This is a genomic window from Enterococcus sp. AZ095a (genome assembly GCF_050546735.1).
GTDB classification, from domain to species: domain Bacteria; phylum Bacillota; class Bacilli; order Lactobacillales; family Enterococcaceae; genus Enterococcus_D; species Enterococcus_D entomosocium.
Genome location: NZ_CP172953.1, coordinates 2,795,550 through 2,810,475, shown reverse-complemented (window position 1 = coordinate 2,810,475; position 14,926 = coordinate 2,795,550). Strand labels below are relative to the sequence as shown.

Sequence of the window (14,926 nt, the reverse complement as noted above, 5' to 3'; positions counted from 1 at the left end):
TCTGTCTTCAATTCATCACTTTCAGTGCTTTTAGATAGAAAGAAACGTGAATGAATGGGACGTGTAAAACTAACAGCAGCAATCAGAAGGGAGAACCAGATGTATCTTTTTCAAAAAATTGAAGAAGCAGCGTTTAAACAAAATGATGCAAGAAGGACGATCGGTGATTTTTTACTAGGCAATCGGGAAAAAGTCAGTGAGTATACTATGGAAGAAATCGCAAAACTGACCCATACCTCAAAGCCGACGTTAGTCCGTTTTGCAAAATATTTTGGCTTTTCCGGTTGGAAAGAATTTGTGTATGCCTTCGTGCATGAACTGGCACACTTTGATGATGGCTCAGCAACGATCGATGTGAATATCCCTTTTGGTGAGGCGGCAGACACATTAGAAATCATTGAAAACTTGGCGAACTTACGCATGCAGACGATTAAAGAAACAGCGGCACTTATGACGGTAAAAGACCTGAATCAAGCCGCTCGACTCATCAATGGCGCTCAAAACGTTGTCATCTATGGGCGTAGTCCAAATTCGTATTTCGGGCAGCTGTTTAAACGCAACTTAAACACGATTCATAAAAAAGCCTTTGTTGCGGATACGGACGAAGCGGGCTTGATTTCCCAAACGCTGACCCCGAAGGATTGTGCCATTCTTATCTCTTATTCTGGAAATAATTCAGAGACCTATCCTATGAAAAATGTGAAAACATTGCTGAAAAATGGTGTGCCAATTATCAGTCTTACGAGTGGTGGGGACAACTATTTGCGGGACTATTCGACGATCGTCTTGACGATTGCTAGCCGAGAAAAACTATATTCTAAAATCGGAAATTTTTCCACAGAAGAATCGATTCAATTCCTTTTGACGGTTTTGTTTGCTCAGATTTTTTCCCTCGATTATCAGGAGAATATCCAAATGAAAATCAGCAACGCTCGTTATTTAGAAACGAGCCGCAAAACGACGTTTAAAGAGATGGCAGAAGAATAAAAGGACCACACCAAAAACGGTGTGGTCCTTTTTCCCTATTCTAAATTGTTGGAAGTGGTTGATTTCAATTCGATCGGCTCACCGGCAGCAACTAGACGAATCCGTTTCGGATTGACGATCCGATCGTACAAAGCTTCAGGGTCCCCATTAAAAGCATCGATATGCGGAGCATCCACTGTTCCCCAATGGGAGAGGATCAATTCAGCATGAGGATAGGTATTTGCCAGTTTCACGGCGTTCTCAAAGCCGATATGCCAAGCGTTGTCGTTAAAGTCAAACAAGATCGCATCTGGTTGAGGCATCTCTAATTGTTCTGGTAAAAGACGAGAATCGCCAGGAATCCACAAGGAACCATCCGGAGTATCGATCCAAAAGCCGCAATAGTCCTCAATTTGGAAGACACGGTCAAATTTTGTCGTCTCATTTTGCCAAAGGTGATACGCCTTTGTTAAAGAAATCTCCAAATTTTTAACGGTGAATGAATCATAGATTTCGTGACCTTGGGCAGCAACTTGAAAGTGCTCTTGCATAAGTTCGGCAACATATTTGGGTCCATGGAAGCTATCGGTAACCGGGACTAATTTTTCAATCGTCGGAATGCCGTAGTGATCATTATCTGAATGGGTGATCAATACCGCATCTAAGTGAGGGACTGCCGCCGGTTTGATTGGCAGATCGATCAGTAACGGCAGGTCAAATCCTTCTAAGACCGGATCGACCATGATACATGTACCACGGCTGTTTAGAAGAATACCGGAGTTTCCTAACCAGCGAATGATCGTTTGATCTGTTTTTTGAAAAGCTTCTTCATGAAAGAGAATCGTTTTTGGGGGTATTGCTTGTTTCGCGTTTGTCATGTTTCTTCGTTCCCTTCGCCTTTTTTTTATAAATCCAACCTAGAATAGCCGTTCATAACAGGCTAGACCAAATCGTTGATTCAGTAAGGATTGCTTCAATGGTTGGGGGAAGAAGCAGTGGTTTGATCCGTTGTTGCGGGATCATCGGGGCGCTCTTTTTCGGTTGGTGGGGCCATTACGTTGAAAAAGCCTATTATGATCGCGATAAATCAAAAGTAACACAATCATCTAGTAAATTATATCATTGTTTCTAGTGGCTTCGTCAAGGCGATGTTTGGTCTTTTAATGGAATGGATTTCGAAAAAAGAGCGGTTTTTAATGAAAAGATGAAATCCATTTCGTCTTTAGGAAAATATATTGGAAACGCTCTCTATAAATGGTACATTGCTGGCAGAAAGAACAGTATGTTATACCGGTAAGCACATACAACATAGATTTTCTTTGAAATTTATTTAGGGGTGGAATGTATGAGTGAAAATTATCAATCATTAGCAAAAAAAATCGTCCAGTATCTGGGGGGACAAGAAAATATCACGGATGCCTATCACTGTCAAACCCGATTGCGCTTTAAAGTCAATGAAGAAAAGCGTATAGATCAAGGAGAACTAGAGGCGCTCGATGGGGTTGCCAAATACATCAATAACGCAGGGGTACATCAAGTCGTGATCGGAACACATGTCAAAGATGTCTATGAAGAAGTCACAAAATTGGTTTCGCTTCAATCATCAGGGGCGTCGGAACCTGGGGAGAAAAAAGGACCAGCAGCTGCAGTGATCGATTTTGTGGCAGGAACGTTTCAACCAATTATTCCCGCACTGTCCGGTGCCGGAATGGTTAAGGCAGTTTTGGCTTTATTGATCGTTTTTGATGTGATCACGGCTGATTCGCAAACCTATTACATGCTGAATCTTTTTGCAGATGGTGTTTTCTTCTTCTTACCAATGATCCTGGCCTTCACTGTGGCACAAAAATTGCGATGCAATCCGATTTTAGCGGCTTCAGTGGCTGCTATGATGATGCATCCTAATTGGGGTGCCTTGGTCACAGCAGGCGAACCCGTTCACTTTTTTGGGGTTATTCCTTTTACATTAGCAAATTATACGGGATCAGTCATTCCGATCCTGATCGTGATTTTTTTCCAATCGTATGTCGAAAAGTTTTTGAACAAAGTGATTCCAAAATCAGTGGAGCTGGTTTTTGTTCCGATGCTAACATTCTTGATAATGGGTACATTAGCCTTCTCGCTATTTGGACCGATCGGTAGTATCTTGGGTGGTTATTTGGCAACATTCTTTACCTTCTTAAGTGTCCATGCTAGCTGGGTTCCAGCGGTTTTGATTGGGGGCTTTTTGCCAATCATGGTGATGTTTGGATTGCACAATGGGATTGCTCCTTTAGGGGTGATGCAAATGGCAGAACTTGGGTATGACAGTATTTTTGGTCCAGGGGCATTGGTCTCAAACATTGCTCAAGCAACCGCAGTAGCAGTTGTCGCATTGCGTACGAAAGAGAAAAAAACTAAGCAGTTGGCGGTATCAGGGGCAATCACTGCCTACATGGGGATTACCGAACCCGCTTTATATGGCATCAATTTGCCCAAAAAATATCCGTTGGTTGCGGCAATGATTGGTGGGGCTTCTGGTGGTTTGTATGCTGGCTTGACCAATACGCATCGCTTTGCGACCGGTTCGTCTGGTCTCCCAGCAGTCTTACTATATATCGGTGATGATACGATGCGCTATTTTTGGAACATCATTATCGCATTGGTGATTGCAGCTGTGGTGAGTGGGGCCGTTACCTATGTCTTAAGTTTCAAATATGAAACAAAAGTGACAATTGATGTTCCGGAGATGAAAGCAGTAGTACTAGAAGATACCGGCTTGATCAATCCTGTACCGGGAATCGTGATTCCGTTGAATCAAGTCAAAGATGACGCATTTGCTTCTGAAGCACTCGGAAAAGGATTTGCGGTCGATGAACCCATCGGTGAAGTCATTGCGCCTTTTGATGGAAAAGTCGCTGCTGTTTTTCCTACCAAACACGCGATTGGCTTGGTTTCAGACACCGGAATCGAATTGTTGATCCATGTCGGTTTAGACACAGTGGAACTAAATGGTCAGTATTTTGATGCTTTAGTAGAAGCAGAGCAAAAAGTTACAAAAGGGCAGCGATTGCTGACGTTTGATGTACCGCAGATAAAAGCTGCAGGATATGTCACACAAGTACCGATCATCGTTACCAATACACCACAATATACCGCAGTCGAACGTGTGAAAGAAGGTTTGGTAGCTAAAGAAGAGGAAGTATTTGTAGTCAAAGTTTAGGAGGAAATAACATGGGATTATCAGATGATTTTTTATGGGGCGGTGCAACGGCTGCCAATCAAGCAGAAGGTGGTGTATTAGCAGGAGGACGTGGCTTATCAAATGTCGACCTCTTACCAACTGGTCCTGATCGCGCAAAGGTCGCTGCGGGTGAACTGGAAATGTTGGAATGGCAGGAAGATTCTTTTTATCCAGCCCAAACGGCCATTGATATGTACCACCATTATATGGAAGATATTGCCCTTTTTGCCGAAATGGGGTTTAACGTGTATCGGATGTCACTTTCTTGGTCACGGATTTTTCCGAATGGCAATGACGAAGCGCCCAACGAAGAAGGACTGCTTTTTTATGAGAAAATCTTCAAAGAATTGAGAAAACATCAAATCGAGCCATTAGTCACGATTGCCCACTTCGATGTTCCGCTGCATTTGATCAAGGAATTTGGTGGCTGGAAAAATCGCCGACTCATTGATTTCTATGTGACTTATGCGGAAACCGTCTTCCAACGCTATCGCGGGTTGGTCAAATATTGGCTGACGATCAATGAAATCAATATTTTGCTGCATCAGCCCTTTGTAGGTGGCGGGATCGTCTTTAAAGAAGGGGACAATCGTCAAGAAATCAAATACCAAGCAGCGCATCATCAGTTAGTCGCCAGTGCCTTAGCAACCCAAAAGGCTCATGAAATCGATCCGACCAATCAAGTTGGTTGTATGCTGGCTGGTGGCAGTCATTATCCTTATACTTGCCGACCTGAAGATTATCAAGAAGCAATCGATCGTGATCGCGAAGGCTATTTCTTTATCGATGTGCAAGCCCGAGGCAAATACCCCAATTATGCCTTGAAAAAATTTGAGCGAGAAGGCTTAACAATCAAAATAACACCTGAGGACGAGGCGATTTTAGAGGCTTCTCCTGTTGATTTTGTCAGTTTTTCTTATTACTGTTCGCGAACGGTCAGTGCCCACCCAGAAGACTATGCGCAAGCGACAGGGAATCTCTTTCCATCAATTAAAAATGAACATCTATCATCGACTGAGTGGGGGTGGCAGATTGATCCGTTAGGACTGAGAAATTCATTGAATCAATTGTATGATCGCTATCAAAAACCGTTGTTTAACGTAGAAAATGGGTTAGGGGCGATCGATACCCCTGATGAGAATGGGTTTGTCGCAGACGATTATCGGATCGACTATTTAAAAAAACATATTCAAGCCTTCAAAGATGCAGTGACGATCGATGGCGTGGAACTACTTGGTTATACTACTTGGGGTTGTATTGATCTTGTAGCAGCCAGCACCGGTCAAATGAGTAAACGCTACGGCTTTATCTACGTGGATCGAGACGATCAAGGCAACGGCACCTTGAAACGAACCAAGAAAAAATCCTTTGAGTGGTATAAAAAAGTGATCGCTTCAAATGGGGAAGTTTTATAGCATACAAAAAGAATGACACATTTCCTCGTGTCATTCTTTTTGTATTGTGTCATCTAACATCAGGAAAGGGAAGCAGCAACTCTTTTTTCACGAGCCAATGATTGGCGCTTTGTAACGGCTTGCTATTTTTTCCCTGCAAAATGCGTAAAACGGACAAACTGATTTTGGGCTTCTTCTTGTAAAAATTCTTTTGGTGTCAGCTGAAATTCTTGTTTAAAGCAGCGTAAAAAATGGGTATAGGAGTTGAAGCCGCAAGCTTCGAACGTGGCGGTGGCGCTTCTGGTTTTACGTAAAATTTCTTTGCTCTTTAAGAGTCGTTTCTTTACCACATAGGCATGAAAGGCGACGCCAGTTTCTTTTTTGAAGGTCCTTGAAAGCGAGTATGGGCTCATGAAAAGGGCTTTGGCGACGGTCTCTAAGGAGAGATCAGCGGTCAAATGCTGATTGATATAGGTAATAGCAGCCAAAATGTCTTTATTTTTATAGAGTGAGTCGGATAAAAATAGCGGTTCTTTTTCCTGATAGGCAATCGTATTGATGGAAATCAAAAACGCAATCAAATGATTTTGATAAAGTAAGTCGGTGCCATAATTGCTATCCGTTTTTTTGCGTAAAGGACGCAATAGCTGGTCTAGTTGGTCGGCATCGATCGATAAAATACGACTGTTGATGCCGCCGTTGCTACGAAAACAGGCAGTGAGATCTGTTTGGGTAGTGGAGAGGGCAGCGAGATAACTAGGATTGATATACAGGTAGGTTCGCTCGAAAAAATCAGAAGTTTGATGAACGATTCGATGCAAGACGTTTGGAGGAATCAAGATGATCGTACCAGGTTCTAGAGGGAATTCTCCGCCATCGATAAAGAAGACCGCTGATCCTTTTAAGGTACAGTGAATCTCATAAAAACTATGGTAATGATAAAGGGTATTGTTTTCTTCTACGATGTCTTTGATATGAAAGGCCTCAAAACGATCGTTGATCATCGTATCCGCACTTTGCTTCTCCATGATTGGCTCCTTTCGTACTCGTTTGTTTTTATCATACAAGAATAGATAGTAAAGTGTCAATAACTGCTATTTTTGTGTAAATGTAAGCGTGTTACGATCAATCTATCAAAGAGAAATGAGAGGATGAACCCAATGGTGATTTTAGAACAGTTATTTGTGGAAAAACGTGTTGTAGAAGAAAAAATTGATCGCATGATCGAAAATTTAACGACGATCAAGGATGATAATGGCGAATTTCTATTAGACTTTGACGGCTTGATCGTTGATGATAAAAGCTGGGGGATTTGGAACTGGCCGCAAGGGGTGGGACTATACGGCATTTATAAAAACTACCAAATCACCAAAAATCCCAAAGCGCTCCAAGTTGTGGAAGAATGGTTTGAGCAGCGGATGTTAGAAGGCGCGCCGCCTAAAAATGTCAACACGATGGCGCCGCTTTTGGCAATGGCGTATCTTTATGAAGACACCAAAGATTCTCGTTACTTGCCGTACCTTGAACAATGGGCGGAATGGGTCATGCATGATATGCCGCGAACCGATGAAAATGGTCTGCAGCATGCGACCTATGGACCAGAAAATCGCAACCAGCTTTGGGACGATACCTTGATGATGACCGCTTTGCCTTTGGCGAAAATTGGCATGTTGCTGAATCGTCCGGCCTATATCGAAGAAGCAAAACAACAATTTATGATCCATATCAAATACTTAGTTGATAAAAAAACTGGTCTTTGGTTCCACGGCTGGACCTTTGAAGAACGCCACAATTATGCGCAAGCGCTTTGGGCAAGAGGCAACTGCTGGATCACCATTGCGATTCCTGAGATCATTGACATTCTCGACTTGCAAGAAGGAGATGCGTTACGAGGCTTCTTGATCAATACCCTCTTAGACCAACTAGCTGCCTTGCAAGAAATGCAAGATGAAAGTGGTTTGTGGCACACCTTGTTAGATGATCCTAGCTCGTATGTGGAGGCTTCTGCGACGGCTGGTTTTGCCTATGGGATTTTAAAAGCCGTTCATAAGCGTTACATTGACAAAGCTTGGGAAGATGTTGCCTATAAAGCGTTAGCCGGTTTGATCGAACAAGTCGCAGAAGATGGAGAAGTCCAAAATGTTTCCATCGGTACTGGAATGGGAGAAGACTTGGAGTACTACAAAAACATCGCGATTACAGCAATGCCTTACGGGCAATCACTGACAGTTTTAGCATTTACTGAACTATTGGTTTCATTTTGTTAAGTTAAACACCTTACGTAATAAAGAGAGGAGCAGACAAAGATGATCAAAAAAGCGATTCGGATGAAGCTACATCCTGGTTATGAAGCAGAATATGAAAAACGGCATCGCGAACTATGGCCAGAACTAAAAGAGCAGCTCATAGCACACGGGGCGAAAAGCTACCAGATTTTCTTAGATCCAGAAAGCCTTGCGTTGTTTGGCTACCTTGAGATTGAAGATGAAACCCGCTGGCAGCAGTTAGCGGCAACCGAGATCAACCAAAAATGGTGGCAGTACATGGCAGAACTTATGGAAACAAATCCGGATGATTCGCCAGTGACACAGGAGTTAAAGGAAGTCTTTACGCTGTAAGCTAGACAAAAATGTTTATTTCTTAAAACGAACACGGTCGCATCAATTGTTTGACATCAATTACTGGTTAGTCAAAGAGGTAGTTCGCTCACGAATGTGAGCGGACTACCTCTTTTGTTGAAATAGCAACACAGTCATTTCGGATAGAAGAAACGTTAAGAGAGAAGTGCTTTTTCTTGCTGCTTCAAAAATTTCTTTGGTGTCATACCGGTAATCTTTTTAAACGTTTGAACAAAATATTCGGGGGCATTACTAAAGCCCGTCATCGCTGCCACTTCGTAGACTTTGTAGTTTTTCTTCAGCAGTTCTTGTGCTTTTTGGATGCGGTATTCGGCTAATTTTTGATTGAAGCGAATCCCGGTTTCTTTGTAATAGGTTTTTCCTAAGTATTCAGGATTTAAGTACAAAAGATGGGCGGCGATCCATTTCAATGACAATGCTTCATGGTCATAATATTCTTCGATGATCAGGTTGACTTTTTGGGACAGCTGCATGTTCTCGCTATCGTCTAAGCTGCCCCGCATCAAATCGATACAGTGAAGCAGCATAAACTGGAGTTCGTGCCAATTATTCAAGAGCATGATCTTTGGGGAATAGTCATCAAAGTAGATGTCTTTTTTGATGCGATGGTTTTCAAAAATTGCCGATAACAAATCGTTGACCTGCAGCCGCAATAGTTGGACAGGGTAAAGCTCCATGCGACAGGTAGAAAAAAAGTTTTCCGTAAGAACTTGGGCTAAAGTCAGTTCGCCTTTGTCGATCAATGCCAAAAGTTTTTCACGGTATTCCATATAGAGACTATTTTCATAGACATTTTCTTGTGAGATTTGGGCTTCTTGGATGACTTCAAAGGTATCAAAATAAAACTCCTTATCCAAGTTCCGCTTGCCTAAATGATAACTGAGTAAAAATTTTTCGGGGGTTTCGACCCAGCAATTGATGGCGATCCCTTTTCCTAGATGCGCAGCCTGTACCTTCGTTTTAAAAAAGAGATTAAAGGTATTTTCCGTACTGAAGTTCAGGATATAGCCAACTTTGTTTTGATGACCGATCACCAACTCGTGATGGTTCTCATAGCTTTCGATCCGCTTGGCGATGGCGTGATAGAATTTCGAATCAAATAAGTACATACAAAATGGAAAAACGAACGATTCAGGCAGCGGTTCTTCTCCGCAGCTATTGATGTATTGTTCAATTTGTTGTTTTAAATAGAGGGTAGATTCCATTTGACGACGTTCAGAACGTTCGATCGTCTCAGCCAACGCTTCTGAAAGCTTGCTCGGAAAAACAGGTTTTTCAAGGAAAAATTTGACCCCTAAAGCCATCGCTTCTTTGGCAAAGGAGAAGCTGCCAAAGCCTGTCAAAATAATGATTTGAATCGCAGGATTGATGGCTTTTAATTTTTTGATCAAGGCAAGTCCATTGACTTTAGGCATATTGATGTCGGTAATCACGATGTCGATGGTGTTTTGCTGACAAAATGCCAAGGCTTCTTCACTGTCTGTGTAAATTCCTTTGACCACTAATGGGAAATCAAAAGAAGCAACGAGGTTAGCCACACCATTTGCTATCAAGGGTTCATCGTCAACAACGAGGATATTTTTCATGTTTCACTCACTCCTTTTAAGGGGATCACAAAGCGCACCGTCGTCTTTTTGAAGGGAATCGAGGAGACGATGGCTAAGGACGCTTGATCACCATAATGCAGTTGCAATCGTTTTTGAATATTGGTCAATCCGATGCCGCCTTCTTTTTCAATCGAGAAGTTGGCTTTAAAACCAGGGCCATTGTCAGAGACACTGACTTGGAGAAAGGTTGCTTGTTGTTCAATCGTAAGGACGAGGCGACACGTCTCCTTCATATCATTGACGGCGTATTTAAAGACATTTTCAATCAATGGTTGAATCAGTAACTTAGGAATTTTAAAGGACAAGTCATTCACCAAAATTACTTCGATATACTCGATCCGTTTCCCGAAGCGAACGTTTTGAATATTGATATAGGCGTGCACGATATCTAATTCATCTTGTAGCGTTGTGAAGTCAGACTTGGTATCGATTTTTTTTCGAAACAAATAGGCAAGGGAGGTGACCATCTCTGAGATCTGCCACTGCTGATTTTCAATGGCGATCCAGTTGATCGAGTCTAACGTATTGTATAGAAAATGTGGATCTAATTGCGCTTGCAATCCTTTAAATTCGATTTCTTGGGACAATATACGCATTTCATAATTGTCCTTGATCAAGGCATTTAATTCATCGATCATCGTATTGTAGCTTTCATAAAGGACCATGATCTCTTCTTGACTATTTTCTGGGACAGCGAGGGTCTTTAAAGAGGCCAGTTTTTTCGTTTTCCGCAGAACGGCCATTTGCGAAGCCAAGTCAGCTAAAGGGCGGGTCAGCTGATTGCTTATTTTCCGAATCACAACAATAATCAAACATAAAAAAGGCAAACTCACAGCGATGGAAAGGCCTTGTAGTTTATAAAGATCAGCTAAGACTTGATTTTCAGGCAGTAAATAAATGAAGGTCATATTCGGCATCGTCTTCCGATCCATTGCGTAGTAGTACTGGCGATTATCAAACGTCATGGAGCCGATCGATCGCTGGAAGGTTTCCATTTTTTGCTGCAAGGTATTTTGATCCGCAGCGAGGGTTTGCTCGTCATTTGCGGTACTATAAAATTGGTTCTGATACGCCATGAAAAATTGGTTTTGTTCGGAGACAATGGGAAGACTTTCGATCTCGTTACGAAAGAAGGACGTATTCACTAGAAATATCACCGTACCAATATAGGTTAAAGAAAGATCGGCTGTTGAATAGATTTTTCGCAGGTAGACACCTTGAGAAAGGTCCTTTGCAAAAAACCAACTCCCTTTGGCAGGCTTATCGGGCAAAGTCTCGATCATATCTTTGATGGTTTGGCCATTAAAGATATGGTCGGTCTCGGCTAGAAAGTTGATCATGTTTTCGTTCGTTGGGGTAAAGAGATAGACGTTTTGAATCGTTGATTCATTGCGTACGAGGGCGTTGATTTCTGCACTTAAGGCATTCTTTTGGTCGATCGCCTCTAAGGATTGCAAGGAATCTTGTGCCAAGATCCTTTGTAGGCCATTTTGGATCGGTGCACTATCGATAATGCGAAAAGAGAGGGTTTCGACGGCAGTTAAACGCTTGGCGATATTTGTTGAAATGATCGAGACATCTTTATACGCGGCTTCTTTCAGCTGCGCCATGTAGACTTGTCGCCAAACTAAGGTCAGGAGAACAGCCAATGAGACGATAATTGCCACCGTCGCAAAAAAGACAAAATGTAACTGTCGCTCAAAAGGCTGCTTTTTAAAGTGATTGATCAGCTTCTGGGACTTCATGGACACTGCCTCGCTTTGCTTGCAATTGTTTGGTTTTTTCAATCATCTGACCATGAAAAAATTCAGCGAAGAACAAGAAAATCACCAGTCCAAAGACGAGTAACAAAGAGGTTTTGGCAGTCAATAAGAGAAACAATAAATACCAGGTAAACAACAAGGCAAGGCCTTGCAGTGGGTAGCGAAAGACTAGAAAGATACTGACGTACAAGGTCTGTTTCCAAGCGTGTTGTTCGGCTTTGGCATAGGTCATAAAGCTGATGAATGCAGTGTAAAGGAGGAGAATCGTTAAAAGTAAATAGACAGGACGCAGCCAAGCCATTTCAGTCGGGAAAAAATGAGTAATCCGTAAGTTAAACAACAACAGGAGTACTGTACTTAATAGTCCAATGCCAAAAAGGGAAAAGGTGCGAAAGGCTTGCTTGTAGGCTTGCCAGAAGGCAACAGCTGAATAGTCATGACCAGTTTTACGAAAATCATGTAAACATTTGATCGTGACAGCGGTGGCAGGACCGAAGCCAAAAATCCCCAACCCTAAAAGGGTAAAGAAAAGCCATAAAAGGTTTAATTTAGCAAAATAAGCTGTTACCGTAAAAAGACGAAACAGTCCGGTTTGTATTTTTTTCATTGTTTCCACCTACCTTGTTTTTTGAAAAGTAAGCCTTTTCAACGCTAGTATAGCATAGTATATTGGAAAAAATAGAGCATGTCTGTTTTTTTACATTTTTCATCTGTTTTTCTATTTTTTTCTAGCTATTGCCCGTGAAGGCTTAGCCTTCAGCAAAAACGACAGTCTAGTTTTTCACATATTTGCTCTTGTTTTTTCATTTTTATTAACGAGGATTTCCATTACAATCACCTTGTAAGCGCAAACAAAAAGGAGTGTAGAAGAATGAAGAAAACTTTTTTAAAAGCAGCGAGCTTGTTGTTTCTTGGTGCGACCTTAGCAGCTTGTGGCAATAACGGCAATAGTAGCGGAAGCTCAGAAGCTGATGCAGATGGGAAAACGACGATTTCCTTTACCTGGTGGGGCTCAGAAGTCAGACACGAGAAGTATATCGAATCGATCAAAGAATTTGAGAAACAAAATCCTGACATCAAAGTTGAATATGAATATGGTTCTTGGGATGACCATTGGAAAAAACTAGCGACAAAAGCGGCTTCTGGAGAATTACCTGATGTGATCCAGATGGATGTGCAGTACATTGCGCAATATGGAACGAAAAATCAATTAGCAGATATGTCGGAATTTATCGGCAATGAGATTCAAACCGATGATATCAAAGAATCGATTTTAGCAACAGGCGAGTTAGATGGAAACGTTTTCGGCATACCAACTTCTGTCAATACTATGGCGATGCTCTACAATCCATCATTGGTAGAACAAGGGGGCACTGGGATTGACTTTAGCAATTATACCTTCGATGACCTTGTAGAAAGTACGGCAGCGATCGCTGAAGCAACAGGTGATTACGGTTGGAACGATAACAATGACAACAGTACGATTTTGCAATACTTTTTACGTACTAAAGGCGAAGATCTATACCAATACGATGCAGACGGCAAACCAGAGATCGGTTTTACCAAAGAAAACTGGGTTGAATTTATGGGGGCTATCGCAGATCTTACGGAAGCCAAAGCAATGCCAACCGCAGAAGTGACTAGCAATGCCAACAGTATGGATCAATATCCGTTTTCACAAGGAAAAGCAGCTTATATGATGACTTGGTCCAATCAATACTTGACCTATAAAGCCTCCGCCGCAGAAGATGTCGAAATCAATTTGGCTCGTCCTTTTGACTCAGAAAACGGGGCGATGGCGTATCGACCAGGGTTCTTTTATTCGATCGCGAATGCTTCTGAATCAAAAGAAGCAGCTGCGAAGTTTGTTGACTTTTTAGTGAATAGTGAAGAAGCCAATAAGATCATCGGTACTGAGCGGGGGATTCCTTCCAATGATGCCATCAAAGAATTGCTTTATGCCGACATGACACCAGAAGAACAAGAGTCCTCTGATTTCTTAGATGATATTGCAGACATCGTCGGTGATCCATCCCCAATCCCACCAATTGGGTTTGCTGAAATCAACACGTACTTTAAAGAGCTGTACGCAGAGATCACTTATGGCACGATGACACCAGAAGAAACTTATGATGCCTTTACGCAACGCTGCGAAGAAATTTTTGCAGAAAACTATCAATAAGCATAGCTGTGGCGCCTTTACTGACTTTTTCAGTAAAGGCGTTTTTTTAGGAGAAGCACTGGAGGAAAAAAATATAGGTCCTCTAGTTTTTCACATTTCTGTGCTTTTTTTTCTATTCATTCTTAAGAAGTACTTCGTTAAAATCAACTTGTAAGCGTAATCAACTATAGGAGGTAGGAAGTGAAAATTATGGAACTACAATCAAAATCACCCACGGCCAAAGAACCTGGGAAACTCAAAAGCTGGTTTAATCGATTACCAGAATCAAAACAGAATATGGTTACAGGCTACTTATTTATCTCACCCTTCATCATTGGCTTTTTTGCTTTTATAATCGTCCCGATGGGGATTTCTCTTTTTATGTCTTTTCATGACTATGATCTATTGACAGAGGCGCAATTTGTTGGCTGGAATAACTTTATAACGATTTTTACGAATGATCCCAAGTTTGTTCAGTCACTGACTGTTACGCTGAAATATGTTGTGTTGGCAGTCCCTTTACGGCTGATCGTCGCATTAGCAGTGGCGATGCTGATCAACCGCCCATCGAAATTAAGCGGCGCTTATCGGGTATTATTTTATATCCCTTCGATTTTAGGTGGGAGCGTGGCGGTATCGATCATGTGGCGGAATCTTTTTGGCGATTCAGGGTTGATCAATGGCGTGCTAGCGGCGATCGGCTTAGACCCGATCTACTTCTTTAAAAGTCCTGGCTTAGCGTTGATGACCTTGATTTTATTAGCAGCGTGGCAATTTGGCTCGTCGATGTTGATTTTCTTATCCGGTTTGAAAAATATTCCGAAAGATTATTACGAAGCGGCGGAAATTGATGGGGCAGGAAAAATCAGACAGTTTTTCAATATCACGGTCCCAGTCCTGACGCCAATCATCTTTTTCAATCTGATCTATCAAACGATCATGGCCTTTTTGACGTTTACACCTGCGTTTATCATTTCGAATGGGACGGGTTCACCCCGTAACGGCACGTTAGTCTATTCCTTGTACATGTATCAACGAGCCTTTACCGATTTCAAAATGGGCTATGCTTCAGCCTTAGCGTGGATTTTACTGGTCATCGTTGGGTTGATTACGATTCTGTTGTTCGCAACATCGAAATTTTGGGTGTTTAAAGAAAACGAGGAGGTTTGATTG

The 14,926-nt window shown here is 42.0% G+C and carries 13 protein-coding genes; 8 read left to right on the top strand and 5 right to left on the bottom strand.

The genetic code is table 11. The features are described from left to right. The first annotated feature begins 99 nt into the window (after positions 1-99). Positions 100-987, top strand: a complete 888-nt coding sequence (locus IGJ26_RS12880) for a MurR/RpiR family transcriptional regulator (protein ID WP_228085039.1) — start codon at positions 100-102, stop codon at positions 985-987. Positions 988-1,022: 35 nt separating this feature from the next. On the opposite strand, the gene IGJ26_RS12875 is transcribed toward IGJ26_RS12880, so the two are convergent. After that, positions 1,023-1,844 carry an MBL fold metallo-hydrolase gene (locus tag IGJ26_RS12875; protein ID WP_086316505.1) on the bottom strand — a complete coding sequence of 274 codons (822 nt, stop codon included), beginning with the start codon at positions 1,842-1,844 and terminating at the stop codon, positions 1,023-1,025. A gap of 98 nt (positions 1,845-1,942) precedes the next feature. On the opposite strand from IGJ26_RS12875, the gene IGJ26_RS12870 reads away from it, so the two are divergent. The 3 genes from IGJ26_RS12870 to IGJ26_RS12860 all read left to right on the top strand — a co-directional run bounded on the left by IGJ26_RS12870 (position 1,943) and on the right by IGJ26_RS12860 (position 5,604). Further along, positions 1,943-2,098: a hypothetical protein gene (locus IGJ26_RS12870; RefSeq protein WP_176273423.1), complete on the top strand. Its 156-nt coding sequence runs from the start codon at positions 1,943-1,945 to the stop codon at positions 2,096-2,098. Between the two features lie 213 nt (positions 2,099-2,311). Further along, complete coding sequence (locus IGJ26_RS12865; protein ID WP_430599686.1) at positions 2,312-4,168, top strand: beta-glucoside-specific PTS transporter subunit IIABC; 1,857 nt, start codon at positions 2,312-2,314, stop codon at positions 4,166-4,168. Between the two features lie 11 nt (positions 4,169-4,179). Continuing rightward, a complete protein-coding gene (locus IGJ26_RS12860; RefSeq protein WP_194199246.1) occupies positions 4,180-5,604 on the top strand; it encodes a 6-phospho-beta-glucosidase in 1,425 nt (474 codons plus the stop codon). A 122-nt stretch (positions 5,605-5,726) separates the two neighbouring features. On the opposite strand, the gene IGJ26_RS12855 is transcribed toward IGJ26_RS12860, so the two are convergent. Next, positions 5,727-6,611, bottom strand: a complete 885-nt coding sequence (locus IGJ26_RS12855; RefSeq protein WP_008380738.1) for an AraC family transcriptional regulator — start codon at positions 6,609-6,611, stop codon at positions 5,727-5,729. A gap of 132 nt (positions 6,612-6,743) precedes the next feature. On the opposite strand from IGJ26_RS12855, the gene IGJ26_RS12850 reads away from it, so the two are divergent. Together IGJ26_RS12850 and rhaM are read left to right on the top strand one after the other, a co-directional pair. Next, the gene (locus IGJ26_RS12850) at positions 6,744-7,850 is read left to right on the top strand and encodes a glycoside hydrolase family 88/105 protein (protein WP_008380741.1); all 1,107 of its coding nucleotides are present in this window, start codon (positions 6,744-6,746) and stop codon (positions 7,848-7,850) included. A gap of 39 nt (positions 7,851-7,889) precedes the next feature. Then, complete coding sequence (gene rhaM, locus IGJ26_RS12845; RefSeq protein ID WP_061053170.1) at positions 7,890-8,201, top strand: L-rhamnose mutarotase; 312 nt, start codon at positions 7,890-7,892, stop codon at positions 8,199-8,201. A gap of 155 nt (positions 8,202-8,356) precedes the next feature. Here the strand turns inward: rhaM and IGJ26_RS12840 are convergent, their stop codons facing one another. Genes IGJ26_RS12840 through IGJ26_RS12830 form a run of 3 tightly spaced genes read right to left on the bottom strand, consistent with a single transcriptional unit; the run spans position 8,357 to position 12,199 of the window. Then, entirely contained in the window at positions 8,357-9,808 is a 1,452-nt protein-coding gene (locus tag IGJ26_RS12840; RefSeq protein WP_005234181.1) for a response regulator, read from the bottom strand. Further along, complete coding sequence (locus IGJ26_RS12835; protein WP_008380747.1) at positions 9,805-11,574, bottom strand: sensor histidine kinase; 1,770 nt, start codon at positions 11,572-11,574, stop codon at positions 9,805-9,807. Before IGJ26_RS12835 ends, IGJ26_RS12840 begins: the two co-directional genes overlap by 4 nt. Next, the gene (locus tag IGJ26_RS12830) at positions 11,543-12,199 is read right to left on the bottom strand and encodes a DUF624 domain-containing protein (RefSeq protein ID WP_010749870.1); all 657 of its coding nucleotides are present in this window, start codon (positions 12,197-12,199) and stop codon (positions 11,543-11,545) included. The genes IGJ26_RS12835 and IGJ26_RS12830 overlap by 32 nt, the downstream gene beginning before the upstream one ends. A gap of 264 nt (positions 12,200-12,463) precedes the next feature. On the opposite strand from IGJ26_RS12830, the gene IGJ26_RS12825 reads away from it, so the two are divergent. Further along, positions 12,464-13,774, top strand: coding sequence for an ABC transporter substrate-binding protein (locus IGJ26_RS12825; protein WP_016612696.1), 1,311 nt, complete (start codon positions 12,464-12,466; stop codon positions 13,772-13,774). Positions 13,775-13,963: 189 nt separating this feature from the next. After that, complete coding sequence (locus IGJ26_RS12820) at positions 13,964-14,923, top strand: carbohydrate ABC transporter permease (RefSeq protein ID WP_016621592.1); 960 nt, start codon at positions 13,964-13,966, stop codon at positions 14,921-14,923. Positions 14,924-14,926: the final 3 nt, after the last annotated feature.